At 70.5% G+C, this 24,493-nt stretch carries 21 protein-coding genes, 2 tRNA genes and 1 pseudogene; 10 read left to right on the top strand and 14 right to left on the bottom strand.

Annotated features, from left to right (window positions below; all coding sequences use genetic code 11):
* The first annotated feature begins 44 nt into the window (after positions 1 to 44).
* The 6 genes from ehuB to QIT00_RS22800 all read left to right on the top strand — a co-directional run bounded on the left by ehuB (position 45) and on the right by QIT00_RS22800 (position 4,316).
* Entirely contained in the window at positions 45 to 971 is a 927-nt protein-coding gene (ehuB, locus tag QIT00_RS22825; protein ID WP_282537212.1) for an ectoine/hydroxyectoine ABC transporter substrate-binding protein EhuB, read from the top strand.
* A complete protein-coding gene (gene ehuC, locus QIT00_RS22820; protein WP_282537211.1) occupies positions 968 to 1,708 on the top strand; it encodes an ectoine/hydroxyectoine ABC transporter permease subunit EhuC in 741 nt (246 codons plus the stop codon). The genes ehuB and ehuC overlap by 4 nt, the downstream gene beginning before the upstream one ends.
* Positions 1,708 to 2,358, top strand: a complete 651-nt coding sequence (ehuD, locus tag QIT00_RS22815) for an ectoine/hydroxyectoine ABC transporter permease subunit EhuD (RefSeq protein WP_282537210.1) — start codon at positions 1,708 to 1,710, stop codon at positions 2,356 to 2,358. Before ehuC ends, ehuD begins: the two co-directional genes overlap by 1 nt.
* The gene (gene ehuA, locus QIT00_RS22810; protein WP_282537209.1) at positions 2,348 to 3,184 is read left to right on the top strand and encodes an ectoine/hydroxyectoine ABC transporter ATP-binding protein EhuA; all 837 of its coding nucleotides are present in this window, start codon (positions 2,348 to 2,350) and stop codon (positions 3,182 to 3,184) included. Before ehuD ends, ehuA begins: the two co-directional genes overlap by 11 nt.
* A 239-nt stretch (positions 3,185 to 3,423) precedes the next feature.
* Entirely contained in the window at positions 3,424 to 4,182 is a 759-nt protein-coding gene (locus QIT00_RS22805) for an IclR family transcriptional regulator (protein ID WP_282537208.1), read from the top strand.
* Between the two features lie 60 nt (positions 4,183 to 4,242).
* Positions 4,243 to 4,316, top strand: a tRNA-Lys gene (locus QIT00_RS22800).
* A gap of 207 nt (positions 4,317 to 4,523) precedes the next feature.
* Here the strand turns inward: QIT00_RS22800 and QIT00_RS22795 are convergent.
* The 4 genes and pseudogenes from QIT00_RS22795 to QIT00_RS22780 all read right to left on the bottom strand — a co-directional run.
* Positions 4,524 to 6,188: an AMP-binding protein gene (locus tag QIT00_RS22795; RefSeq protein WP_282537231.1), complete on the bottom strand. Its 1,665-nt coding sequence runs from the start codon at positions 6,186 to 6,188 to the stop codon at positions 4,524 to 4,526.
* 159 nt (positions 6,189 to 6,347) lie between these two features.
* Positions 6,348 to 6,947 (bottom strand): lytic polysaccharide monooxygenase auxiliary activity family 9 protein, encoded by a 600-nt coding sequence (locus QIT00_RS22790; RefSeq protein ID WP_282537207.1) that lies wholly within the window; start codon positions 6,945 to 6,947, stop codon positions 6,348 to 6,350.
* Between the two features lie 162 nt (positions 6,948 to 7,109).
* Positions 7,110 to 8,261, bottom strand: coding sequence for an SPFH domain-containing protein (locus QIT00_RS22785; protein ID WP_282537230.1), 1,152 nt, complete (start codon positions 8,259 to 8,261; stop codon positions 7,110 to 7,112).
* Between the two features lie 787 nt (positions 8,262 to 9,048).
* A pseudogene (locus QIT00_RS22780) lies at positions 9,049 to 9,666 on the bottom strand (peptidoglycan-binding protein); the annotation flags it as partial.
* Positions 9,667 to 9,952: 286 nt separating this feature from the next.
* On the opposite strand from QIT00_RS22780, the gene QIT00_RS22775 reads away from it, so the two are divergent.
* The 4 genes from QIT00_RS22775 to glxA all read left to right on the top strand — a co-directional run bounded on the left by QIT00_RS22775 (position 9,953) and on the right by glxA (position 15,256).
* Positions 9,953 to 10,026: transfer RNA gene (locus QIT00_RS22775), tRNA-Lys, on the top strand.
* A 306-nt stretch (positions 10,027 to 10,332) separates the two neighbouring features.
* The gene (locus tag QIT00_RS22770; protein WP_282537206.1) at positions 10,333 to 11,061 is read left to right on the top strand and encodes a FadR/GntR family transcriptional regulator; all 729 of its coding nucleotides are present in this window, start codon (positions 10,333 to 10,335) and stop codon (positions 11,059 to 11,061) included.
* A 254-nt stretch (positions 11,062 to 11,315) separates the two neighbouring features.
* The gene (locus QIT00_RS22765; RefSeq protein WP_282537205.1) at positions 11,316 to 13,313 is read left to right on the top strand and encodes a glycosyltransferase family 2 protein; all 1,998 of its coding nucleotides are present in this window, start codon (positions 11,316 to 11,318) and stop codon (positions 13,311 to 13,313) included.
* Positions 13,310 to 15,256, top strand: a complete 1,947-nt coding sequence (gene glxA, locus QIT00_RS22760) for a radical copper oxidase GlxA (RefSeq protein WP_282537204.1) — start codon at positions 13,310 to 13,312, stop codon at positions 15,254 to 15,256. The genes QIT00_RS22765 and glxA overlap by 4 nt, the downstream gene beginning before the upstream one ends.
* Positions 15,257 to 15,325: 69 nt before the next feature.
* Here glxA and QIT00_RS22755 read toward each other — a convergent pair whose 3' ends face one another.
* The 10 genes from QIT00_RS22755 to QIT00_RS22710 form a co-directional block, all read right to left on the bottom strand.
* Complete coding sequence (locus QIT00_RS22755; RefSeq protein WP_282537203.1) at positions 15,326 to 16,375, bottom strand: glycoside hydrolase family 6 protein; 1,050 nt, start codon at positions 16,373 to 16,375, stop codon at positions 15,326 to 15,328.
* A 50-nt stretch (positions 16,376 to 16,425) separates the two neighbouring features.
* Entirely contained in the window at positions 16,426 to 17,064 is a 639-nt protein-coding gene (locus QIT00_RS22750) for a class F sortase (protein WP_282537202.1), read from the bottom strand.
* A 12-nt stretch (positions 17,065 to 17,076) separates the two neighbouring features.
* Positions 17,077 to 17,667, bottom strand: coding sequence for a hypothetical protein (locus tag QIT00_RS22745; RefSeq protein ID WP_282537201.1), 591 nt, complete (start codon positions 17,665 to 17,667; stop codon positions 17,077 to 17,079).
* A 178-nt stretch (positions 17,668 to 17,845) separates the two neighbouring features.
* Complete coding sequence (locus tag QIT00_RS22740) at positions 17,846 to 18,625, bottom strand: HAD-IIA family hydrolase (RefSeq protein WP_282537200.1); 780 nt, start codon at positions 18,623 to 18,625, stop codon at positions 17,846 to 17,848.
* Between the two features lie 143 nt (positions 18,626 to 18,768).
* Positions 18,769 to 19,824 (bottom strand): 2-aminoethylphosphonate ABC transporter substrate-binding protein, encoded by a 1,056-nt coding sequence (locus QIT00_RS22735; RefSeq protein ID WP_282537199.1) that lies wholly within the window; start codon positions 19,822 to 19,824, stop codon positions 18,769 to 18,771.
* 61 nt (positions 19,825 to 19,885) lie between these two features.
* On the bottom strand, positions 19,886 to 20,683 hold the full coding sequence (locus QIT00_RS22730) for an ABC transporter permease (RefSeq protein ID WP_282537198.1): 798 nt from the start codon (positions 20,681 to 20,683) through the stop codon (positions 19,886 to 19,888).
* Positions 20,670 to 21,590 carry a 2-aminoethylphosphonate ABC transporter permease subunit gene (locus QIT00_RS22725; protein WP_282537197.1) on the bottom strand — a complete coding sequence of 307 codons (921 nt, stop codon included), beginning with the start codon at positions 21,588 to 21,590 and terminating at the stop codon, positions 20,670 to 20,672. Before QIT00_RS22725 ends, QIT00_RS22730 begins: the two co-directional genes overlap by 14 nt.
* On the bottom strand, positions 21,583 to 22,656 hold the full coding sequence (locus tag QIT00_RS22720) for an ABC transporter ATP-binding protein (RefSeq protein WP_282537196.1): 1,074 nt from the start codon (positions 22,654 to 22,656) through the stop codon (positions 21,583 to 21,585). The genes QIT00_RS22725 and QIT00_RS22720 overlap by 8 nt, the downstream gene beginning before the upstream one ends.
* Positions 22,653 to 23,348: a phosphonatase-like hydrolase gene (locus QIT00_RS22715; RefSeq protein WP_282537195.1), complete on the bottom strand. Its 696-nt coding sequence runs from the start codon at positions 23,346 to 23,348 to the stop codon at positions 22,653 to 22,655. The genes QIT00_RS22720 and QIT00_RS22715 overlap by 4 nt, the downstream gene beginning before the upstream one ends.
* 11 nt (positions 23,349 to 23,359) lie before the next feature.
* On the bottom strand, positions 23,360 to 24,481 hold the full coding sequence (locus tag QIT00_RS22710; protein WP_282537194.1) for a TIGR03364 family FAD-dependent oxidoreductase: 1,122 nt from the start codon (positions 24,479 to 24,481) through the stop codon (positions 23,360 to 23,362).
* Positions 24,482 to 24,493 lie beyond the last annotated feature (12 nt).

Raw genomic sequence — 24,493 nt, 5'->3', positions numbered from 1 at the left:
AAACGATCGGCATATCTTCTCTCCAGTCGGGTAGCCGCGCGCCCATGGCTCCACCACAGGGGAACAACTCAGGAAGCACAAGGACAAGCGGGCTCCGCCGTCGCTCACTGTTCACAGGAGCGGCAGCGCTGGGTGCGGTGGGCGCCGTCGGCGCGGCCACCGGATGCAGCCGTGTGGCCACCGCGGACACCGGTGACGGAGGGCACCTACTGGAGCAGTTGCGAGCGAAGGGGACCGTGCGTCTCGGGCTCGCGGGCGAGCAGCCGTACAGCTACATCGGTAGCGACGGCAAGATGACCGGCTCCTCGCCCGCGATCGCGAAGCGCATCTTCAAGGAGCTCGGCGTCGACAAGGTTGAGCCGTTCCCCATCGAGTTCGGTTCGCTGATCACCGGGCTCAACTCGCTGCAGTTCGATGTGGTCGCGGCCGGGATGTACATCAACCCCGAACGCTGCGAGCAGGTCATCTTCGCCGACCCCGAGTACCAGATGAAGGACGCGTTCATCGTGCGCAAGGGCAACCCGAAGGGCCTGCGCACGTACAAGGACATCGCGCGGACGGGCGCCAAGATGGCGACCGGCGTCGGGTACGCGGAGATCGAGTACGCGAAGGAGGCCGGTGTGAAGGAGGTCGGCACCTACCCCGACCAGCTCGCCGGTCTGCTGGCCGTGAAGCAGGGCCGTATCGACGTGTTCGTGGGCACCGCGGTGACTGTGCGCAACGTCGTCGAGCAGGCGAACACCCCCGAGGTCGAGGCGACCAAGGAGGTCCAGCCGTACGTCGACGGGAAGCCCGTCACCGATGTCGGCGGCTTCGCCTTCCGCAGCCCGGAGACGACTCTGCGGGACGCGTTCAACCGTGAGCTGCACAAACTGAAGCGCAGCGGTGAACTCCTGGAGATCATGCGGCCGTTCGGCTTCACCAAGGACCAGATGACCACCATCCGTGCCGAGGAGAAGTGCAAGCCATGAGCGATATCACTCCTGGGCTCTGGGAGCTCCTCATCAAGGGACTGTGGGTCACGGTCCAGCTGACGGTCTACAGCGCGGCGCTCGGCGGCGTGGTGGCCCTCGTCATCGGTCTGGCCCGCACCCACCGGCTGTGGATCGTGCGCTTCCTCTCGGGCGCGTACTTCGAGATCTTCCGCGGCACGTCCGCGCTCGTCTTCATGTTCCTGGTGTTCTTCGCGCTGCCGATCGGCTTCGGCTGGCAGCTCGTCCCCATGTGGGCCGCGGTGCTCGCGATGGGCCTCACCTACGGGGCGTACGGCTCCGAGATCGTCCGCGGTGCCGTGGCCGCGGTGTCGCCCGCTCAGCGCGAGGCGGGGATCGCACTGAGCTTCACGCCCGCGCAGTCGCTGCGGAAGATCATCCTTCCGCAGGCCTGGCCCGAGATGATCCCGCCGCTGAACAACCTGCTGATCGAGCTGCTCAAGGGCACCGCCCTGGTCTCGATCCTGGGTGTCGGCGACATCAGCTTCGGCGCGCAGCTCGTACGTAACGCCACCGGCCAGAGCGCTCCGGTCTACACCGTCGTCCTGGTGATGTACTTCGTGCTCGCCTTCGTCCTGACCCGCGGCATGCGGGTCCTCGAACGGCAGGCGAAGGCGGGGATCGGGCAGGCCCCGCCCAAGCGGCGCAAGTTCTCCCTCCGACAGACGAACGACGTGGCGGCCAGCGGGGCCAGTGCCGGATCGGGTGGTGCCTGATGCAGTGGGATTGGTCCGCAGTAAGTGAGTTCATGCCGTTCTTCTGGGACGGCGTCATCGTCACGCTCCAGGCGTTGGCGCTCAGTGTGATCGTCGCGTTCGCCCTGGGTCTGGTCTGGGCGATGGCCCAGCGCTCGCCGCTCAAGGTGGTGAGCTGGCCGGTGACCGCGATCACCGAGTTCATCCGCAACACCCCGCTGCTCGTGCAGCTGTTCTTCCTGTACTACGTGCTGCCCGAGTGGGGCATCACCTTCTCGGCGCTCACCACCGGTGTCATCGGCCTCGGCCTGCACTACTCGACGTACACCGCCGAGGTGTACCGCGCCGGCATAGACGGTGTTCCGGTGGGCCAGTGGGAGGCCGCCACCGCGCTCAGCCTGCCGCGCTCGCGCACCTGGATCGCGGTGATCCTGCCGCAGGCCATCCGCCGCGTCGTCCCGGCACTCGGCAACTACGTCGTCGCGATGCTGAAGGACTCGCCGCTGATCGCCACGATCGGCGTACTGGAAATGCTCGGCGAGGCACGGCAGTTCGGCTCGATCACCTTCCAGATGGTCGAACCGCTGGTCGTCGTCGGTATCGCCTTCATCGTCATCGCCTACCCGGCCTCCCTTCTTCTCCGAGCCCTGGAGCGTCGCCTTGTCCGCTGACAGCACCCCCACCAACCCGACCGAGAGCACGAGCAAGGAGACCGCCAACCCGGCGGTCGACGGCAGCGAGCTGATCCGCTTCGACAAGGTCACCAAGCGGTTCGGCAGCAACACCGTGCTCGACGAGCTGGACTTCAAGGTCGACTCCGGCAAGCACGTCACCCTGATCGGCCCGTCCGGCTCCGGCAAGACCACGATCCTGCGGCTCCTGATGACCCTGATGAAGCCCGACGAGGGCACCATCAAGGTCGGCGGCGACTACCTCACGCACGAGGAGCGGGGCGGCAAGCTCGTCCCGGCCGGCGAGCGGCACATCCGGGAGGTCCGCAAGAACATCGGCATGGTGTTCCAGCAGTTCAACCTCTTCCCGAACATGAAGGTGCTGCGCAACATCACCGAGGCCCCGGTGCACGTCCTCGGCATGTCCAAGGACGAGGCGGAGCAGCGGGCCCGCGAACTCCTCGACCTGGTCGGCCTGGGCGACCGCGGCGACGCCTACCCGACGCAGCTCTCCGGCGGTCAGCAGCAGCGCGTCGCGATCGCCCGCGCCCTCGCCATGCGCCCGCAGGTCCTCCTTCTCGACGAGGTCACCTCGGCGCTCGACCCGGAGCTGGTCGCGGGTGTCCTGGACGTGCTGCGGGATCTCGCGCACACCACGGACATCACCATGCTCTGCGTCACGCACGAGATGAACTTCGCCCGGGACATCTCGGACCAGGTCCTGATGTTCGACTCGGGCCGCATCATCGAGTCCGGCTCCCCGGAGAAGATGTTCGGCGACCCGGACCACGAGCGCACCCGGGAATTCCTGAGCGCGGTGCTCTAGTACCCGCGTATCCCCTGCCGAAGGGCCCCGCCGACCGTGCGTCCGGCGGGGCCCTTCGGCGCTTTTGGATCACGGCATTGACCTTGGCATATGCCATTGTGGCGCGTTCCTGCTTGTGGCGCCGTACAGGGGCTGGATCACGCCATGAAAGTTGCCAACAGCCCCTCCGCAGACGGCCCTTGGCGGCTATCGTGGTACGGAGCCCAGCTGTCCGGAACCGGTCCATGCAGGGGGATACCGTGGCGCTGAAGCCAGAGTCGACCGCGCCGTACCACTCGGTGCAGCACGCCCTGCGTGTGCTCGAAACCGTGTCCCGGCACCCCGCCGGCGTCACCGACGTGGAGATCGCACGCCTGACGGGCCTCCCGCCCAGGGCGCTCTCCGCACTGCTCCTGATGCTGCGCCGCGAGGGGTACGTCCGCCAGGTCAGCGACGGCGCGTACACCACGGGCGACGCGTTCACGAAGCTCGGCTCCACGGTCGCGCACGACGACGCGATCAAGAACCAGCTCCAGACCACCCTGGACCGCCTGCGCGACACGGTCGGCGCCGCCGTCTACATCAGCCGGTACATCGACGGCGAAGTGAAGATCACGCAGTACGCCGCGGGCCCCGACGCCCCCGCGGTCAACGAGTGGGTGGACTTCCGCTCCGCCGCGCACGCCAGCGCCGTCGGCAAGAGCCTGCTCACCCAGCTGGACATCAACGGCCGCCGGGACCACCTCTCCCGCCACAAGCCGGCCCGCCTCACCTCGAAGACGATCACCAACGAGCGGCTGCTCTTCAGCAGACTGGACTCCCAGCCGCCCACGGTCCCGATCGTCGACCTCCAGGAGTACGCGGTGGGCACGGTCTGCGCGGCCGTCCCGATCACCGCGGGCGCCTCGGTCGGCTGTCTGGCCCTGTCCATGCCGATCGAGAGCGCCCACCGCCTGCGCGCCGCGGCCGAGTCCCTGAACCGCAGCGCGGCGCCGGTGCTGCTCTCGCTCGCCATCTGACCGCCCCGGCGGGTGGTCCGAAGCACCCTTCGGCGCCGGGTATTATTTACGAGTCAGCAGGCGCCGCTAGCTCAGTTGGTTAGAGCAGCTGACTCTTAATCAGCGGGTCCGGGGTTCGAGTCCCTGGCGGCGCACCGACAGACGAGGCCCTTCGCTCCGGCGGAGGGCCTTCGTCATACCCCGGGATCTCGCGGCACCCGGCGGACGGCTGGGGGTCCGGGGGTTACCCCCCGGATGAACGCAGCATCAGCGGGTCCGGGGTTCGAGTCCCTGGCGGCGCACGTTGTCGTTGGCGGGGGCATCGCCACCCACACCCCCTCAAGCGCCAGGTGTGACCGCCCTCACGAAAGGTCGAGGAGCCCCTCCCGCCCCTGCTCCCGGTAGCGCTCCAGGAGGGCGGACTCGGCCGCCGGCGTCAGCGGCTCGTACGACACCTCCGTGTCCGGGCGCCACCACACCGGGTCCGGGCAGCGGAAGCCCGCGCGGCGCAGCGCCACCCGGTGCACCTTGTTCGTCGCCGTCACCGGCATGCGCCGCACCGTGCGGACGAAGCGGGGCAGCATCTTCGGGCCCAGGTCGGCCTGGGCCGCAAGGAACCCGGCGAAGTCGTCCGGGTCGAAGGGGCCGCCGTCGAGGGCGAGCGTCGCCATCACCTGGTCGCCGGCCACCGGATCGGGCACCGCGTAGACCGCGACCGCCGCAGCCCGTTCGTACCGGGCGAGGATGTTCTCGATCATGGCGGCGGCGAGGTTCTCGCTGTCGACGCGCAGCCGGTCGTCCTGCCGCCCCGCGAAGTACAGGAAGCCCTCGACGTCCCGGAAGAACAGGTCCCCGGTCCAGTACCAGCCCCCGCGCACCCGGTCCGCGTAGGCCGCCGGATTGCGCCAGTACCCCTCGAACGGGCTGCGGCCCCGGTTGACCAACTCCCCTATCGCAGCGGCCCCGTTGAGCAGCCGTCCCGCCCCGTCGAAGCGCGCCGCCGGGCACTCCTCGCCGGACCGCGGGTCGACCACCGCCAGGTCGTCGCCCTCAGCCGCGCGGCCGATCGCGCCCGGCGGGGTGCCCGGGGCGCGCTGGATCGCGGCCCCGCCCTCGGAGGAGCCGTAGCCCTCCACCAGGCGCACCCCGAACCGCTCGGCGAACCGGGCCGCGTCCACCGCGCCCGCCTCCGTGCCGAACCCGAGGCGCAGCGGATTGTCCCGGTCGTCCGGCCGCTCGGGGGTGGCCAGGAGGTACTGCACGGCCCGGCCGACATACGTGAAGTACGTGGCCCCGTATGCCCGTACGTCGTCCAGGAAGGCGGAGGCCGAGAACCTGCGGCGCAGGGCGACCGAGGCGCCCGCCGCGAGGGCCGGGGACCAGTCGGCGATCACCGCGTTGCCGTGGAACATCGGCATGCAGATGTAGTGCACGTCGTCCCGGCCCACGTCGAACTGCCCGGCCAGGGAACGCCCGGCGGCGGCGAGCCGGCCCTGGGTGCAGATCGCGGCCTTGGGTGCGCCGGTGGAGCCGGACGTGAAGTAGAGCAGCATGCGGCGCGCGGGGTCCGGCGGGGCGAGCACGGCGTCGCCGGGGGCGGCGTCGGCATAGGGCGCGAGCAGCTGCTCGTACTCCTCGGAATCCGTCACGAGGACGCGTACGCCGGGCAGTTCGAGGCCGTCGAGGAGGGGCAGATGGGTCCGCTCGGTGAGCAGGACGCGGCACTCGGTGTGCAGGATGTCGCGGGCGAGTTCGGCGCCGCGCCGCGTCGGGTTGATCCCGGCGACGGCCGCGCCCGATAGCGCGGCGGCGCTCAACCACAGCGGGTACTCGGGGGTGTTGTCGAGCAGTACACCCACATGCGGCTCGGCCTCGGGCGGCAGCAGGTCCACGAGCAGCGCGGCCCGCGCGGCCGCCCCGGCGGCGAGCTGGTGGTGTGTGAGTACGCGGTCCTCGCAGCGGAGCCCGGGACGGTGGTCGTCCCACTGCGCCCGCACGAGCTCGGAAACGGTCCTGGCACCGGTCATCCCCATGGCGCCGCACCATAATTGACTGACCGTCAGAAGAGGAGAGGCATTACGGTCCCGCCTGCGCGCGCCGCGTCATGGGGGTGCGGCGCGCGCAGGGTACGGACATCCGGGCCGAGGGGGAGACACCCCAGGGGAAGGGCCCGGCGCGGTAAGGCGTCAGAACGTGACGTCCGAGCAGGCGTAGAAGGCGTTGCCCGTGTCGGCGATCGTCCAGACGGACAGGATGATGTGGTGCCCCGACTTACCGCCGGGGAGCTGCCCGGTGTGTTCGAGCGTGGCGGGCGGCTGCTGGTTGTTGTACGGGACCGTGAAGAACGGCGCCGATTCCAGAGCGGCCCTGGTCAGCGGCTTGCTGTCGTCCCAGCCGTTCTTGGTGATGTAGTACTTGAAGTCGGTCGTGGAGTGCCGGGCGGTGAACTGCCAGCGGAAGCTCTGGCTGCCCCCGCTCGTCACCTTGGTGGTCGGCCAGGCGCCACCGCCGGGCTTGGTCGGCGAGTTGAGCGAGTCGAACTGCCCGAGCCCCGCCGAGCAGATCTTGCCGTCGGCGGGCCCCGCGGCCGGGAATCCCTTGGGACCCTCGACGCTCTGCGGCTCGTACTGGATGGGACCGCAGCCGGTGACGGTCCCGTTGGCGCAGACCTTCTGCCGGCTGATCGGGGAGTCGGTGTAGCCGTGGCCGCTGGCGCCACCTGTGGAGAAGGTGAAGGCGCCCACGGTGGCGATGCCCACCGCTGCCGCGTACATCCGTTTTCGCATGCTGCTGCTCCTGTGCTCCTGGAGAACGAGGGGAAGTTCTACGAGCCGTGCGCAGTGCTGCGGTCTAGACCAAGTCACAGATTATGGTCGGCAGTTGAACATGTCCATACCAATGAGGGGCGGATTCCGGACAACGGAACGGAGGCACCTGCCCCGGAGGGCTCACCCCCCGGTCTGGCCCGCACCCGCCCCTGCACCAGCCCCTACCCCTGCCTGGGTGCAGAACGCCATCGTCAGATCCTTCACGAGCGCCTTGCGTTCGCCGTCGTCCAGCTCGACCAGGCCGCGCACGGTGAGCCGGGTGACCGTGTCCTCCACCGAGTCGACGAGCTGCGTCAGCGCCGTGTCCCGGTCCCGGGCCTCCAGGGCGGCGAGCCGGCGGCGGCGTACCGACTCGGCCACCTCGGGCGCGTAGTCGATCCGCGTCGGCCGGACCGCGAACACCTCGATGCCGGCCGCCTCCGCGTCCGCGGCCACCCGCCGGGTGAGCGCGTCGCCGACGGCCTCCGCGTTGCGCAGCGTCGCCCCGCCCATACCGCTCGCGGGCGCGTCCACCGGCAGCTGCGAGAGGACCCCGGCGAGCGCGGCCTCCACGCACTCGCGCAGATGGGTCACGTGATCGTCGACGCCGAGCGCCGCCCGCGCCGTGTCCTTGATCCGCCAGCCGACGAGCAGTTCCACGCGCAGCGCCACCCCGTGCGCGTCCACGCCGGGCAGCGGCTCGCTGCGCCAGTGCCGCAGCCGTACGTCGACCCGGCGCCGCTTCAACAGCGGGTTGATCCACACCAGGCCGGTACGCCGCACACTCCCCCGGTAGCGCCCGAACAGCGACAGCACCCACGCCCGGCCGACCCGCCCCCGCCCAAGCCCGCCGAACGCGAACAGCGACAGCGCGCCCGACCCGGCGAGCACCGCCCACTGCGCGGGCCCGAGCCCCGCGCCGAGCTGCTCCGGCAGCCGGGCGAGCCGCACCGCGAACGCCGGCAGCACCCCCGCCCACCAGCCGCGCGCCACACATCCGGCGAGACCGGTGAACCCGGCGGCAACCGCGGCGGCGCCCGCCCACGACCGCCCGCGCCACTCGGTGACCTCGACCGGCACCACCACCCGCGTCGGCACCGCAGCCCGCGCGGGCGAGGGCCCGAACACCGGCCGCCCCGCACCCGCGCCCGCACCCGCGCCCGCCCGCGGCTGCTCGCCGGTACCCCGCCTGCGGCCGACGACGGTGGGCGGCAGGGGCACGGAGGGCGAGGGCGAGTCGTCGCGGAAGAGGAGGTGGAGGGGGATCTCGGTGGTCGCCTCGGTCTGGATCAGGCGGGGAGTGCGGGTGGGCCCCGCGGTGGGCCCGGGGCTCCCGCCCGCCCGGTGCGGCCGCGGGGGCTGGTCGCGAACAGGCTGGTCGCGGACAGGCTCGGCGGGGGTGGGCCTCGCGGGGGTGGGCCTGGCGGGGGTGGGCCTGGCGGGGGTGGGCCTGGCTGGGATCGGCTCGGCAGCGGTCGGCTCGGCGGGGGTGGGCCTCGCGTGGGCAGGCTTGGCAGGGGTCGGCTCGGCAAGGGCCAGCTTGGCAGCCGTCGGCTCGGCGGGGGTGGGGCTGGCAGGGATCGGCTCGGCGGGGGTGGGCCTGGCGTGGGCAGGCTTGGCAGGGGTCGGCTCGGCAGCAGTCGGCTCGGCAAGGGCCAGCTTGGCAGGGGTCGGCTCGGCAAGGGCCAGCTTGGCAGCCGTCGGCTCGGCAAGGGCCAGCTCGGCAGCGGTCGGCTCGGCAGCAGTCGGCTCGGCAGGGGCGGTCGCTGCGGGGGCCGCCCCTGCGGGGACCGCCCCTGCGGGGGGCTCGGAGGGGCCCGTCCCGTCCGTGGGGCCGGTCGTATCGGCGTTGTCGCTCATGCCGGTCGTGGATCCCATCGGTACCTCCGCACCTCCGCCGTGCCGCCTACCGCTGTCCTGCCGTACTGCTGTCCTACGCCGTGCTGCCGTCCCACCTGCACCGTGCTGCGTACTGCCGACCTGCTGCCCTGCCGACCCGCGTCATCCGTCCGTCGTCCGTGCCGCCCTGCCCTCCCCGTCCGCCACCCGCCGCCCGGCGCCCGCCACCCGCTTCCCCAGGTCAGGGAAGGAACAGACGCCGCCACGTCTCCGGCCCCGGGTAGCCGTCCGCCGCGCCGCCGCGCCAGCCCTGGGCGCGCTGGAAGTCCTCGACGCCGCGGCGGTCGCTCTCGCCCCAGTCGGGTCCCGGGCCCCGGCGGTAGTGCCTGCCGAACCCTTTCTGTACGAGCTGTCGGCCGAGCCGCTCCACATGCGCGTTCGACCGGCCGGGCCGGAACGCGCCCCTGCCGGGATAGGCGGGTACGTTCCCGGCCGCCGCCCCCGCCTCCGTACCCCCGCCCCCCGAGCCGCCACCCGGCCCCGGGATGTCCCGGCCCTTCCCCAGGACCAGGTACTCCCAGGTCAGCGGCCCCGGCAGCCCGTCCGCCCCGCCCTCGTCCGACGTCCAGCCCTGGGCCCGCTGAAAGGCCTGGGTCGCCCTGCGGTCCGCCTCACCCCAGACCGGCGAGGGCCCGGAGCGGTAGAAGGGGCCGCCGCCGCGCTGGACGAGGAGCCGGCCGAGCTGGGCGACGTACGGGCTGCGGGCGCCAGGGCCGAATGCCGCAGCGCCGGGATAGCGCAGAGCCGTGCCGGGGGCCGGGGTCTGCGCCGCCGCCCTGAGGTTCTTGTACCGATAGGCCGCATCAGGCGTGCGGGGCGCACGGGACGCACGGATCGCGATGCGATTCGCCTCACATCCCGGCTGCGTTCCCGGCTCATACCCCGGCCCTGAATGTCCGCATTGCTGCACGACGGTCAGTTTCTCAACTGTCCATCCGAATCGCATGCTGACGGTCCGAATGCTGTACGCCGCCCAGGGCGGGCCACCCACGGCCCCGTCGGCCGGTCGACCCGATGATCACCGGATGGTCACCGGGTGGTCAGGGGCACCCTCCGGAATCCGGTACAGTTCTCCAGGTCAGCAGGCGCCGCTAGCTCAGTTGGTTAGAGCAGCTGACTCTTAATCAGCGGGTCCGGGGTTCGAGTCCCTGGCGGCGCACAGACAGACAAGGCCCTTCGCTCCAGCGGAGGGCCTTCGTCATACACCGGGATCTTGCGGCACCCCACTGGCGGCTGGGGGTCCGGGGGTTACCCCCCGGATGAACGCAGCATCAGCGGGTCCGGGGTTCGAGTCCCTGGCGGCGCACCGACAGCCGAAGGCCCCTCGCGAAAGCGAGGGGCCTTCGTCGTGCACGCGCACCCCCACGCCCCCCACGCACCCCCCACGCCCCCCTCCGAAACCCCCTGAGCACCCCCCAGACACCTCACCGCCCCCGCCCCGCCACGCGCCGGATACCTTTGGCCCATGGCGCGCGACATACAGGAGCGGATCAAGAAGCTCATCATCGACCAGCGGCTGCCCTCCGGCGCCCCGCTGCCCACCGAGCCCGAACTGATGGAGCTGCTCGGCGTCAGTCGCAACTCCGTGCGGGAGGCGCTCAAGGCGCTGGTGGCGATGGGCATCGTCGAGATCCGGCACGGCTTCGGCACGTACGTGGGAGCGATGTCGATGGCGCCGATGATCGAGGGCCTCGCGTTCCGTACCGTCGCGGGGCACTACCGGGGCGAGGACAGCCTGCTCCAACTGCTCGAACTGCGCGAGGCCGTGGAGACCGGGCTGCTCGCGCGGCTCGCCGGCCAGGTCCCGGCGAGCGACCTCGCCGAACTCGACGCGCTCGTGGACCGGATGGAGAGCGAGGCCGCCGTCGGCACGGTGGCCGCCGAGACCGACCGCGCCTTCCACGCGACCCTCTACCGCTGCCTGCGCAACCCGCTGCTCGGCGAGGTCCTGGAGGCGTTCTGGGACGCGTTCCACCGCGTACGCACCGACCTCGTGGACATTCCGCACGACCCGAAGGTGACCTTCCGCCAGCACCGGGAGATCCTCGACGCGGTCCGCTCCGGCGACACGTTCCGGGCCGAGCAGGCCGTACGCGAGCACTTCGGAAACCTCCGCACGCGGCTCGCCTCGGCGGGGGCGCGCGGGCAAGCGGAAGCTTCAACTCCTCACGCAAAGCGCGCAAATGATCGCTAACCGGCAGGTTCCCATCTTGCGATCATGATGCGGACGTAGAACGCTTGCGTAATTCGTGAACACCATGTGATGGACGGTGTGCGGGAGTTGAGTTCGGGCGGGCATCATGCTGACCGGGCGAACCGCGGGCGGGCTTTCGACGTCTCAACGACCGGTGGCCCGCCACTGATGCGACCGCGGGGTTCAGGGGGGACCGAGCGGTGACCAGGACCGACGACCACGCGGGGACCGACCCGCGTGCGGGGGGATGACTCATGACGTCGACGCCTACGGGCGCCGGACCCGACTCCGACGCGTCCCGGACGACCCAGTTGCGGGTGCTCTCGCACCGGACGGGCGGCTTCCGGCGCCTCAAGAAATCGCTGCCGCGCTACGACTACGAGCACTACAGCCGGCTCGCCGGTCCCCTCACGCAGCCCGACCCCGGCAAGCCGTACAAGGTGCGCTACCGCTCGCTGCTCTCCCAGGAGCCGCACCGCATACGCGCGGCCCTCATGCTGGGCGCCGCACCACTGCTCTCCCTCGTCCTGCTCGCCTGGCTCCTTCAGCCCGAGCACTGGACGAAGCGGGACTACGTACCGAACGCGTATCTGGAGCACCTCGACGTCGTCATGCTCGTCTCGATCGGTCTGATCGAGTTCTTCCGCTGCATGAACGTGCTGTCCAACGCGCACGCCACGCTCGTCGCCCGCGACCCGGTCCCCGTGGTGCCCGAGACCGGCACGCGCGTCGCGTTCCTCACCTCGTTCGTGCCCGGCAAGGAGCCGATCGAGATGGTGACCAAGACCCTGGAGGCCGCGGTCAAGATCCGGCACCGCGGGCTCCTGCACGTCTGGCTGCTCGACGAGGGCGACGACCCGGAGGTGAAGGCGGTCTGCGCGCGCCTGGGCGTGCACCACTTCTCCCGCAAGGGCGTCGAGAAGTGGAACCAGAAGAAGGGCCCGCACCGCGCCAAGACCAAGCACGGCAACTACAACGCCTGGCTGGACGCGCACGGCGACGCCTACGACTACTTCGCCTCCGTCGACACCGACCACGTCCCGATGGCCAACTACCTGGAGCGGATGCTCGGCTTCTTCCGCGACCCGGACGTCGGCTTCGTCATCGGCCCGCAGGTCTACGGCAACTACGACACGTTCGTCACCAAGGCCGCCGAGTCCCAGCAGTTCCTCTTCCACGCCCTGATCCAGCGCGCGGGCAACCGCTACGGCGGGCCGATGTTCGTCGGCACCTCCAACGCCGTACGCATCCGGGCGCTCAAGCAGATCGGCGGCCTGTACGACTCGATCACCGAGGACATGGCGACCGGCTTCGAGATCCACCGGCACCGGAACCCGGCCACCGGCAAGAAGTGGAAGTCGGTCTACACCCCCGACGTCCTCGCGGTCGGCGAGGGCCCGAACGCCTGGACGGACTTCTTCACGCAGCAGCTGCGCTGGTCGCGCGGGACGTACGAGACGATCCTCAAGCAGTACTGGAAGGGCTGGTACTCCCTGCCTCCGGGAAAGCTCTTCAACTACACGATGATGATCATCTTCTACCCGATGTCGGCCCTCAACTGGATCCTCGCGGCGCTGAGTTGCGCCCTGTTCCTGGGCCTCGGCGCCTCGGGTGTGAACATCGACCCGACGATCTGGCTGATGCTGTACGGCAACGCCTCGGCGCTGCAGATCGGCCTGTACGTCTGGAACCGGCGGCACAACGTCTCCCCGCACGAACCCGAGGGCTCCGGCGGTGTGGCGGGCATGGTGATGTCCGCGCTGTCCGCGCCGATCTACGCCCGCTCCCTGATGGACGCGGTGCTGCGCCGCAAGTCCAAGTTCGTGGTGACCCCGAAGGGCGAGTCGGCCAGCCCGGACACGCTGTTCGGGACCTTCCGGATCCACTTGTTCTTCATCCTGGTCTTCGCCGGTTCGATCGCGGCCGCATTCGTGTACGACCACGCCCACCCGGCGATGATCACCTGGGCCTCGTTCGCGCTGCTGATCACAGCGGCGCCGATCTTCGCGTGGCGGTACATGTGGCGGCAGGAGAAGAAGCGCCGCAAGTCGGCGGCGGCAGGCCGCAGTTCGGCCGCTCCCGAGCCGCAGCCCGGGGACACGCTCCGGCAACCCGTCGTCGTACCGCAGGAACCTGCGCAGCCCGTACCGCCCGACCCGCGGCTTCCGGGTGTGCATGCGCCGCACCACAAGCCGAGTTGGGCCGCTGCCGACGAGACCATACAGATCGCTCTTGGGGGACGTAAGAAATGAACGACCGCTCCACCGGCCGCCGCCGCGCCCGCCGCTTCGCGATAGGCACGGCGGTGGTCGTGGCCCTCGCCGGCATGAACGGCCCGTGGCTCTGGCGGTTCGGCTCCGAGCAGTACCACCAGTACAAGATCAACAGGCCCGAGTACAAAGCCGAGAACGGGCACTGGGACCTCGTCGACATCCCCGAGAAGTACCGGCTCAACACCATCCACGCGGCCGTCCTGCACACCGGCAAGATCCTGCTCGTCGCGGGCTCGGGGAACAACGAGAAGAACTTCGACGCGAAGAAGTTCGACACGATCCTGTGGGACCCGGTCAAGCAGACCTTCAAGAAGATCCCCACGCCCAACGACCTGTTCTGCACCGGCCACACCCAGCTCCCGGACGGCAAGCTCCTGGTGGCGGGCGGCACGAAGCGGTACGAGAAGCTCGAAGGCGACGTCACCAAGGCCGGCGGCCTGATGATCGTGCACAACGAGAACCCGGACGAGCCGATCACGCTGCCCGCCGGCACCCGCTTCACCGGCAAGGAAAACGGCAAGACCTTCGTCTCCAAGGACCCGGTGGTCGTGGAGCGCGCGAAGAAGGTCTTCGACAAGGCCACGGGCGCGTTCGTGCGCAACGACCCGGGCCTTGGCCGGGTGTACGTCGAGGCGCAGAAGAGCGGCAGGAAGTACGAGACCGGCACCGAGGACAACTACCGGGTGCAGGGCCTCAAGGGCGCCGACGCCCGCAACACGTACGGCATCGCCCAGAAGCTCGCCCTGGACAAGAAGGACTTCCAGGGGATCAAGGACGCCTACGAGTTCGACCCGGTCGCCGAGAAGTACATCAAGGTCGACCCGATGAACGAGGCGCGCTGGTACCCGACGCTCACCACGCTCTCCGACGGAAGGATCCTCGCCCTGTCCGGCCTGGACGACATCGGCCAGATCGTGCCGGGCGACCGCAACGAGGTGTACGACCCGGACACCAAGGAGTGGGAGTACGTCCCGCAGGAGCGGCAGTTCCCGACGTACCCGGCGGTGTTCATCCTGCCGAACGGCAAGCTCTTCTACTCGGGCGCCAACGCCGGGTACGGGCCGGACGACGTGGGCCGCGACCCCGGCATCTGGGACTTCGACACCAACGAGTTCACCAAGGTCAAGGGGCTCAGCGACCCGAAGCTGATGGAGACAGCGGGCACCGTGATGCTGCCGCCCGCGCAGGACGAGCGGTTCATGGTGATCGGCGGCGGTGGCGTCGGCGAGTCCGAGAAGTCCAGCGAGAAGACCCGGATCATCGACCTCAAGGCCGACACCCCGGTCTTCAAGGACGGCCCGTCGCTCGACAAGGGCACCCGCTACCCGCAGTCCTCGATCCTCCCCGACGACAGCGTCCTGATCACCGGCGGCTCCGAGGACTACCGGGGCCGCGGCGGCTCCAACATCCTTCAGGCCCGGATGCTTGCACCGGGCGGCGAGGAACTCCGGCGCGTGGCCGACCCGTTGGTGGGCCGCAACTACCACTCGGGCTCGCTGCTGCTGCCCGACGGCCGGGTCGTGGTGTTCGGCTCGGACTCGCTGTTCTCGGACGATGCCGACACCAAGCCGGGCAAGTTCGAGCAGCGCATCGAGATCTACACGCCGCCGTACCTCTACAACGGCACCAGGCCGGTCCTCACGGGCGGCGAGGAGACCATCGAGCGCGGCTCCTCCGCGACGTTCGAGTCCCGGCAGGCGAAGAGCCTGAAGAAGGCCCGCCTGATCAAGCCGAGCGCGTCCACGCACGTCACCGACATCGACCAGCGCTCCATCGAGCTGGGCCTGAAGACCTCGGGCGACAAGGTGACGGTCACGGTCCCGAAGAACAAGAACCTGGTGCAGCCCGGCTGGTACATGCTGTTCGTGACGGACGAGAAGGGCCGCCCGAGCGAGGCGGTGTGGGTGGAGGTTCCCGAGTAGTACGCGTACGACGAGGGCGCCCCCGGGCCGTTCGGTCCAGGGGCGCCCTCAACTCACGTACGAACAGGACTACTTGGCACCCTTCGCGAGCCCCAGCGCGTACTCCGGCCACCACTGCCCGGCCGGCGGGCCGCCCTTGCACTCGCCGTCGGACTCACCCGGGCGCTTGATCCAGAGGTACGCGTCCACGGCCGCGTCGGCGGTCTTCGTGGTCGGGGCCTCGCCGAGGGCGCGGCCGGGCGGGTTGCACCAGCGCTCGTCCGGATCGCCCTCGGTGTAGGGGCCGTTGCCGTTGCGGCTGGTGTCGATGACGAACGGCTTGTTGCCGAACTTCATCGAGAGTTCCTTGCCGAAGGCCGTGGACTCGGCGGTGCCGTAGTAGTTGGACACGTTCACCGCGAAGCCGTCGGCCTGGTCGATGCCCGCCGACTTCAGTGGCTGGTAGAGGTCGTCCGGCTTCGGGCCGCCGGGGTTGCCGCCGTCCAGGTAGACCTTGGTGTTCTTCAGCGACTTCAGCTTCTCGATGGCGCCCTTGAGCAGGTCGAACCGCTCGCCGTGGAACTCGCCCGGCGTGCAGCCGTCGACGACGTGCAGGAGCGCGTCCGGCTCCAGGATGACCGTGGCGTTCCGGTCCCCGATGCCCTTGGCCACGCTGTCGATCCACGTCCGGTACGCGTTGCCGTCGGCGGCGCCGCCCTTGGAGTACTGGCCGCAGTCGCGGTGCGGGATGTTGTAGAGGGCGATCAGTGCGTCCCGGTCGGCCTTGGTCGCGGCCTCGGTGTGCTCGCGGGCCTGGGTCTCGGCCGCCGCGTTGTCGGGGTCCGTGATCCACTCGGCGACGGGCTGGCTCGCGATCTTCTCGATCTGCCGCGCGTCGACGTCGTTGCCGTCCTGGCGGTACTCGGCGACCTGCTGGGCCGCGTTCCCCTGCGGGTCGACCCAGTACGGGTCGCTGGCCTTGGGTTGCTGCTGCACCTGCGAGCCGCTGGGATCCGGTTCTGCCTCGCCGCCGTCCGACGAACATCCCACGATCAGCAGCGCCGCCCCCACGGCCGCCGCCGATGCCTTCCACCCCCGCCCGGCAGACCTGCTGGTGCGGTGGTCCTCGCTGCCGTACATCCACTCCCCCTCGGGCTGTTCGGGCTCCCAATCCTGGCATACGGCACGGGTCAGGGCCCGGTCCCCGTCAGGTAGGCGGAGACCACCACATTGGACGAATAGCTGGCGGTGACCCGGTCGAAAGTGCCGCCGCAGGTGATCAGGCGCAGCTCGGCGCGGCCCTCGCGACGCTCCCCGTACGCCTGCACGGCGTCGAAGTCGTCGCGCTGGAGGACCTGGACGTCCTCGACGGTGAACTCGGCGAGCGAGCCGTCGGCGCGGGACACCCGCACCTTCTGGCCGGGCTTCAGCGTGCTCAGGTCGTAGAAGACAGCGGCGTCCGAGGTGGTGTCGACATGGCCGACGAACAGGGCGGTGCCCGCGGCGCCGGGCCGGGTGCCGCCCGCGTACCAGCCGACGACGCCCGGCCGGTCGTACGGCGGTGGGGCGATGGCCAGGTCCTGGTCGAGGCCGCGTTCGACGACGGGGGCGCGCACGCCTATCGCCGGTATGTCGACGCGGTGCGGGCGGACGGCGGGCAACGGGTCGTGCGCGGGCGGGAGTCGGACTCCGGCGGCGGACACGTCACCGGTGCCGGGCAGACCCGGCAGGATGCTCAGCTCGCGCCCCCACAGCCACAGGCCGACGAGGAGCAGCAGCCAGGCCGCGGCGGTGACCAGCCGGGCGGAACGTGGGCGCGCCTCGGACACGGCGTCCAGGCCCTAATGGTGGCGGCGTCGTCGGCGCAGGATCCGCCCGGTCACGGCGAGCAGGGCCGCGGTGGCGAGGACTCCGCCGATCACGGCGTGCCTCAGGCCGGGCCCGTCGTCGGAGTCGGCGGCCATGGCAGCGGTGCCGCCGCCCCCGGCGCGGCTCGGCGCGGTCGGTGAGGCGTGGGGGGACGTGGCGGGCTTGGACTTGGGCTTGGGCTGGGACTTGGGCTGGGACTTGGGCTTGGGCTGTTCCCGTACGACGGTGAAGCTGCCCTTGGCCTTGCCTTCCTGGCCGTCGCAGGTCACGGAGATCTGGTACGTGCCGACGGTGACCGTCGACCGGATCATCACCTCGCCGGCCAGGACGTTGCCCTCCCTGTCGCGGGCGCTGCCGCCGACGGTGAGGGAGCCGTCGGCGACGAACGCCTCGGACTTGGCCGCGGCCGTCTTGCCGTCACAGCCGGTGGCGGTGAGCCGCAGCTCGCCGCCCGGGACGGCACTCGACGGGTCGGTCGTCACGCCCGGGTCCGCGGCGGCGGGGCCCGCGGGGGTGAGGGTGAGGAGGGCCGTGAGGCAGAGGGTGGGGGCGAGTCGGCGCATAGTTCGAGGCTCTGCCGGGGCTCGGGGGGCGGCCTGCTGGGGTGGGCCAGTCGGGTGTTACTTCCCCAGCCCGCCCCTTCCCGAAATCCTGCGGAGCTTCGGGGGCTCCGCCCCCGGACCCCCGCTCCTCAATCGCCGGAGGGGCTCAATTTTGAGCCCCTCCGGCGATTGAGGAGGCTCAGACCCGCTCGACCAGGTCAGCGATCGAGTCGACGATCTTCGACGGGCGGAACGGGTAGCGGTCGACCTCGGACTGCTTGGTCAGGCCCGTCAGGACCAGGAAGGTCTGCATACCCGCCTCCAGTCCGGCCAGGACATCCGTGTCCATCCGGTCCCCGATCATCGCGCTGGTCTCGGAGTGCGCTCCGATCGCGTTCAGGCCCGTGCGCATCATCAGCGGGTTCGGCTTGCCCGCGAAGTACGGGTCCTTGCCCGTCGCCTTGGTGATCAGCGCGGCCACCGCGCCGGTCGCGGGCAGCGGGCCCTGAAGGCTGGGGCCGGTCTCGTCGGGGTTGGTGCAGATGAAGCGGGCGCCGTTGTTGATCAGCCGGACGGCCTTGGTCATCGCCTCGAAGCTGTACGTCCGGGTCTCGCCGAGGACGACGTAATCGGGGTCGGAGTCGGTGAGGACGTAGCCGATGTCGTGCAGGGCCGTGGTCAGACCGGCCTCGCCGATGACGTAGGCGGTGCCGCCGGGACGCTGGTCGTCGAGGAACTTCGCGGTGGCGAGCGCGGAGGTCCAGATGTTCTCGACCGGCACTTCGAGGCCCATGCGCCGCAGCCGGGCGTGCAGGTCGCGGGCGGTGTAGATGGAGTTGTTGGTGAGCACCAGGAAGGGCTTGCCGGACTCCTGCAAGCGCTTGATGAAGGCGTCCGCACCGGGGATCGGCACGCCCTCGTGGATGAGGACTCCGTCCATGTCGGTGAGCCAGGATTCGATCGGCTTGCGCTCTGCCACGGGACTGTTCTCCGCTCTGCACCGGGTGGGCCGTACGTGCCGTACATGGCCGGAAGGGACTGTCCGGACCCCGTCAGCGTAACGGGGCGGGCCCGGCGCGGGCCCGCCCCGTTCGACCTGCGGACACTCCCCCGTACGCACGGTCAGCTGCCCGTCGCCGCCTTCCAGTCGTCCACGTACGACGGCAGGTTCTTCTCGATGTCCGCCCAGTCCGGCCGGAAGACCTCGACGCCGTCCATCAGCTTGGTCAGGGCGATCGCGTTGGCGTCGGTGGCCTTCACGTCCTTGCGGGCGGAGAAGCCGCCGCCGACCGAGCTGACCTGCTTCTGGGCCTCCTCGCTCAGCATGAAGTCGAGGAGCTTCTTGGCGTTCTCGGTGTGCGGGGCGCCCTTCACCAGGCCCGCAGCGTAGGGCAGGGCGAAGGTGGTGGGCTTGCTGCCGGGCTTCGCGGACTTCGGGAACCAGATGCCGAGGTTGGGCATGGACTTGGACTGCGCGAAGTTCATCTGCACGTCGCCGTTGGCCACGAGCAGCTCGCCCTTGTCGGTCTTGGGCGCGAGCTTGGACGTGGAGGAGGACGGGCCGACGTTGTTGGCCTGCAGCTTCTTCAGGTAGGCCATGGCCTTGTCCTTGGAGCCGAAGTCGTGCATGGCCTTGATGAGGACGGCGGTGCCGTCGCCCGCGACGCCCGGGGTGGAGTACTGGAGCTTGTTCTTGTACTTGGCGTCGAGCAGGTCCTCCCAGGTGGCCGGGGGCTGCTTCAGCTCCTTCTTGTTGTGGATGAAGGAGAAGTAGTTGTTGACGACGGCGGTCCAGCTGCCGTCGGCCGCCTTGTCGGCGCCGCTGACCTGCTCCGCGCCCGCGGGCTTGTACGGCGCCAACAGGCCCTTGCTGTCGGCCTGTTGGATGAACGGCGGCAGGGTGACCATGACATCGGCCTGGGTGTTGGACTTCTCGCGCAGCGCCCGCTGCACCATCTCGCCCGAGCCGCCCTCGACGTACTCGACCTTGATGCCGGTCTTCTTCTCGAAGTCCTTGAAGACCTTGTCGTACCAGCCGTCGCCCTTCTCGCCCTTGAGGCCGTCGGCGCTGTAGACGGTGACGACCTTCTCGTCGGCGGAGGCGGCGCCGCCGCAGGCGGTGAGGGAACCGGCGAGTACGAGACTGCCGGTGACGGCGGCTATGGCTTTGATGCGCATGACGTTTCGACTCTCTCTACGGGGTTCAGCAGTACGGGCTACGGGGATTCAGCACGGGGATTCAGCGGTACGAGGCACGGGTGCGGACGCGGGAGACCGCGAGCAGGACGAGCAGCGTCGCGCCCATGAGGACCACGGCGACGGCGGAGCCGGTGAAGAGGGAGCCGCGGTCGGTGGCGGTGAAGATGCGGACGGGCAGCGGCATCCAGTCCGGCGGGTAGAGCATCATCGTGGCGCTCAACTCGCCCATGGACAGGGCGAAGCAGAGCCCGGCGGCCGCGTTCAGGGACGGCAGGAGCAGCGGCAGCTTCACCCGCCACAGGACGTACGAGGGCCGGGCGCCGAGGGACGCGGCGGCCTGCTCGTAGGCCGGGTCGAGGCGGACGATCGCGGCCGAGACCGACTGGTACGCGAAGGCCGTGACGAGGATGGCGTGGGCGAGGATCACGATCCAGCGGGTGCCGTTGAGCAGGAACGGCGGCTGCGAGAACGCGACGAGCACGGCGAGGCCGACGACCACCGAGGGCACGGCGACGGGCAGCATGAACAGGGTGTCAAGGAGCCGTTTGCCCTTCTTCGACAAGGCGTGCGCGGCGAGCGCGGCCCAGCTGCCGACGAGGAGCGCGAGCAGGCTGGCGACCAGGGCCGTGACGAGGCTGGTGGTGAGCGCCCGCAGGGACTCGCCGCGGGTGGCCGAGGCGTAGTTCTCGAAGGTCGGGCCCGAGGGGAAGGCGCCGGACCAGTTGGTGGCGAACGAGGCGGCGACGATCACGAGCAGCGGCAGCGCGAACAGCGGCACGAAGAGCACCAGGAACAGCGTCCAGAGCGTCCACTTGCCCTTGCGGCTATGCACCAACACGACGGCTCACCACCCGGTACAGGCCGTAGAGACTCACGGAGATCACCACGTTGACGACGGCGACGACACAGGCGGCGGTCCAGTCCGACTCCAGGATCGCCTTGCTGTAGACGAGCATCGGCAGCGTGGTGACGCCCTTCGCCCCGGTGAACAGGACGATCCCGAACTCGTTGAGACACATGATCAGTACGAGGCTGCCGCCCGCGGCGAGCGCGGGCAGCGCCTCGGGCAGGATGATCTGCCGCACGATCCGCGGGGCTTTGGCGCCGAGCGAGGAGGCGGCCTCGATCTGCGCGGTGTCGATCTGCGAGAACGCGGCGAGCAGCGGCCGCATCACGAACGGCGTGAAGTACGTGATCTCAGCGAGGAGTACGCCCCAGGGGGTGGTCAGGAACTGGAAGGGCCCGCTCGCCGCGCCCGTGACGTCCGTCCACATCCCGTTGGCCATGCCGACGGTGCCGTACACGAAGAGCAGCGCGAGCGTGATCAGGAACGACGGGAAGGACAGGAAGACGTCCACGAACCGGGCGACGGCCTTCGCCCCGGGGAACGGCACGAACGCGATGACGAGCGCGAGCACGAAGCCGAGCACCAGACACCCGACCGTCGCCCCGACGGCCAGCCACACGGTGGTCCCGAGCGCCTCCCGGAACGCGGGATCGGCGAACACGTCCACGTAGGGCTGGACGGAGGTCCCGCCTTCGAGCGGCGTGAACGACTGCTGGACGAGCAGCACGAGCGGATAGAGAAAGACGAGCGCGAGCCCGAGCACGGGCGGCAACGCCCACCATCCTGTGCCTTTCCTGCCTTTCCACCTCTGTGGGCGGTTGTTCCGCGGGGCGGAACGGGCGGGCACAGCCCCACGTGCCGGGCGCGATTCGGTCAGGGGTCCAGCCGGACTACTCATCGCTCACCCCCGCGGACAGCAACACCGCATCCTCGGGCGCAAAGTGCAGCACCACCTGCTCCCCCAGGGCAGGCGGGACCCGCAACTCCCGCACATCCGCCTTCACCCGCTGCCCGGCGACATCCACGTACAGCCGATGCGTGGCCCCCCGCCACTGCACCTCGGCAACGGTCCCGCGCAACGCGTTGGCCCCCTCGCCGAGCCCCACAAGGTGCGGCCGTACACAGAGAGTGGCCGTCGCCCCGGCCACGACACCCGCCGTGTCGACCGTCAACTCGGCCTCACCCAGGCGCACTTGGCCGGACCCGACCCGCACCGGCAGCAGGTTCGCGTTGCCGACGAACGAAGCCGTGAACTCCGTACGCGGAGACCGGTACAGCTCCTGTGGCGTACCGCAGTCCCGCAACCGCGCCTTGTCCATGACGGCGATCCGGTCGGCCAGGGTGAGCGCCTCGACCTGGTCGTGGGTGACGTACAGGATGGAGACGTCGGGCAACTCGCGGTGCAGGCTGGCGAGTTCGGCGAGCATGCCGGACCTGAGCTGAGCGTCGAGCGCGGACAGCGGCTCGTCGAGGAGCAGCACGCCGGGCCGGATGGCGAGCGCGCGGGCGATGGCGACGCGCTGCTGCTGGCCGCCGGAGAGCTCGCGCGGGTACCGCTTGGCGTACGCGGCCATGCCGGTCATCTCCAGGGCTTCCGCCACCCGCCCGGGTATCGCCGTTTTCTCGGCCTTCTGGGCCTTGAGGCCGAAGGCGACGTTGTCCTCGACGCGCATGTGCGGGAAGAGCGCGTAGCTCTGCACGACCATGCCGACGCCGCGGCGGTGCGGCGGCAGGTCGGTGACGTCCCGGTCGCCGATGAGGACGCGCCCCCGGACCGGCGTCACGAACCCGGCGACGGCCCGCAGCGCGGTGGTCTTGCCGGAGCCGGACGGGCCGAGCAGCGCCATGACCTCGCCGCGCTCGACGGTCAGGTCGAGGGAGTCGAGGACGGTGTGCGAGCCGTACGCGACACTCACCCCGTCGAAGCGGATGCCGACCCCGCCGCCGACGTCGCCGCCGCTCATCGCCCGGACTCCCGCAGGAGCAGCGGCAGTTCGGCGACCGAGCCGAGCACGTGGGTGGCACCGGCGGCCCGCAGCGCGTCCTTGTCGTGGGCGCCGGTGAGCACGCCCGCGACGACCCCGGCACCGGAGCGCGCGCCACTGCGCATGTCGTACGCGGTGTCTCCGGCGACGGCGATCTCGCGGACGTCGTCGGCGGCGCCGGTGCGCAGCAGCGCGGCCAGGACCATGTCGGGGTAGGGGCGTCCGCGGCCGCCCGCGTCGGCCGGGCAGAGGGTAAGCCCGACCAGGTCGCGCCAGCCGAGGGCGCCGAGGATGGCGTCCTGGGTGACGCGGGCGAAGCCGGTGGTGAGGACGACGGTGCGGCCGTCGGCGCGCAGCTCCTCGATCGCCTCGCGGGCGCCGGTGATCGGGGCGATGCGGCCGCCTTCTACGAGTTCGCCGTACGCGGTCTCGAAGGCGGTGTTGGCGCGCTGGGCGAGGTCCTCGGCGCCGAACAGCGCCCGGAAGACCGTGATCTTCGACTCGCCCATGGTGTCGCGTACGTACTGGAGCTTCCGCTCGTGGTCCGCGGAGCCGGGCTCGACGCCGAGCTGTCCGGCGGCGCGGGAGAAGGCCTGCTCGACCAGGCCGCCGTCGGCGACGGTGGTGCCGGCCATGTCCAGGACGACGAGGCGGGATTCAAACGTGCTCATGGTCAACTTCCTCACCAGCCAATCTCGTTCGCGGTGTTCTCGGCGATCGCCGGGGAGCAGGTCATGCCGCGCCCGCCGGGCCCGGTGACCAGCCACACCCCGTCGCGCACCTGCTGGCGGTGGACGACGCGGGAGGTGTCTGTGCACTGCGCGTACACCCCGGCCCAGCGATGCCGCACGCGGGGCAGCGGGCGGCCGAGGAAGCCCTCGACGACCTGCTTGAGGTGCTCGTACGGCTCCTCCACGACGTCGAAGGCGAAGGGGTGCTCGTACTCGTGGGTGTCGCCGATGGTCAGCCCGCCGTCCTTGCGCTGCACCATGAGCAGCTGCATCTTGTGCGCGGCCGCGGTGGGCGTCTGGGCCTGTCCGGCGTTGAGGGCGTCGAGGGCCTCGGACTGGTACGCCGGGTAGTAGCGGAAGCTGTCGGCGTCGGCGATCGAGGTGGTGAGCTGCTCGCCGAGCGGGTCGGTCTGCATCATCTGCAGGCGTACGCGGCGCACCGGCAGGTCGGGGGCCAGCTCGCGGACGAGGCCGCCGAGCCAGGCGCCGGTGCAGAGGATCACGGCGTCGCCGCTGTGCACGTCGCCGTGGTCGTCGCGGACAGCGCGCTCGCCGATGACCTCGCGCACCTCGCGGCCGCCGAGGAAGGTGTAGCGGCCGGAGGCCGACAGGGCTTCCCTCAGGGCGAGTTGGGCGGTGCGCGGCTCGACGGCGGCGTCCCGCTCGCAGTACAGGGCGGCCTCGAACTCGCCGCGCAGGGCCGGGTTGAGCGCGCGGGCCTCGGTCGGGGTGAGCAGCTTGTAGCCGCGGTCGGCCGCGTCGGTGCGGGCCAGGGCCGCCTCGGCGACGGCGATCTCGGCCGCGGTGCGTACGGGGGTGAGGGAGCCGTTGGCGCGGAAGCCGAGCTTCGGCACGCGGGCGCCGATGCCCTCCCACAGCTCGCGGGCGCGCAGCGCGGTCTCCAGCTCCTCGCCGCCCGCGCGGCCGCTGACCCAGATCTGTCCGAAGTTGCGCAGCGAGGCTCCGCGGGCCTCGGTCTCGCGCTCGATCTGCACGACCTCATGGCCGCGCTCCACTGCCTGCCAGGCGTGCATGGTGCCCACCACGCCGGCTCCTACGACTACGACTCTCATGCCGTCGACGGT

This window comes from Streptomyces luteolus, assembly GCF_029968015.1.
Taxonomy (GTDB): domain Bacteria; phylum Actinomycetota; class Actinomycetes; order Streptomycetales; family Streptomycetaceae; genus Streptomyces; species Streptomyces luteolus.
Note: the sequence above shows the minus strand (reverse complement) of the source record. Positions and strands in the feature narration are given on the sequence as shown.